1 protein-coding gene is annotated in these 1,123 nt (G+C 56.1%); it reads right to left on the bottom strand.

The genetic code is table 11. The features are described 5' to 3' along the window. Positions 1-184: 184 nt before the first annotated feature. A partial coding sequence (locus N5D91_RS24260) for an NIF family HAD-type phosphatase (protein ID WP_279909160.1) occupies positions 185-1,123 on the bottom strand: 939 nt, incomplete at its 5' end.

Here is a 1,123-nt window from a genome sequence, read left to right as displayed (position 1 = left end):
TCAGAACGGTTGTGCACACATGTTGTGCATACCTCATTACTAGGCATCTCTCTAAAACACTGCCTTTCTAGGAACTCATTCACCATGGATAGCACCATTTATTCTACCAAATGGAAAATTTGGGTGAGAAAGAGTGCCCACTGACCTCAATCCTATATTTTTCTCAACACTTCAGAGGGGGACGCTATGACTCTCCTTGCCCGAACTCGGTACGGGCCGCCCGCAGCACGCGAGCCGGTTCAGAGCTGAGGGCTTCGGCAGGTGGCATGCCGTTGAGCAGAGCGTGCGGTGAGAGAAACCACTCTGCCTCACGCCATCCGGTGCTGTGAAGTTGCCCGTACGGCTCGATCTCGAAATGACCGATTGCACGCAGTGCTGACAGGATTTCTGCCAAATATTCAACGGGCTCGCCGTTTTCACCAAACTGCCAGTCTGGGTAGCGATAGCCGGGCACAGGCTTCGTTACATAGACCCCGAGTAGCTGGCCGGCTCTGCGCAGCTGACCGGCTAGGCCGCTACCACTGGTCAATGACGGGCCGAGCTGTGAACTGACTTCGGCGGCGCTATGCCACTGTGCGGCAAGTTCATCTCGCCTGACGGCGGCGTCGGACAGGATCTTCTGGGCCGATGAGCAGGCGTCGGAACGCCGTGGTGCGCCCGTTGCTTCTGCCTGTGGCTTTAGCTGTTCTTGGAGAGATGCTTCAGTGAAATTGCCCGTTGCGTGGATGCGATCGAGCAGGAGTCGAAGCGCGATCGCTAATCCCTCGTCCTCTGATGGGTAGGGAGACGCAAACAGAGGTATCTGAACCCACAGATGCTCCTGTCCTGGGTGTACATAGGGGCGATGATCATCAAGCAGCAAGGCCGCGCCTAATTTTGGTGTGGCTAGCCGTAGATCCTTCGTGCTGCCCGTCCAATGGATGTATTCAAGGCTCGCGAACCACGGAGGCGCGCTTCCTTCACGAACCAACAAATCGGCAATGCTGCGAAAGCGCTCTTCCGGCACAGTCGTAAACATCATGAGCTGACTGAAGTGCGATCGGACGTCCTCCAAGAACCGACAGAGGCCGGGTCTTGGAATCTGGCTTATCGCATTGGAAATGAGTGTCCCTTCGAGGTCCAA

This window comes from Stenotrophomonas sp. GD03794, assembly GCF_029842145.1.
Taxonomy (GTDB): Bacteria; Pseudomonadota; Gammaproteobacteria; order Xanthomonadales; family Xanthomonadaceae; genus Stenotrophomonas; species Stenotrophomonas riyadhensis.
This window is presented reverse-complemented; position numbering and strand designations above follow the sequence as displayed.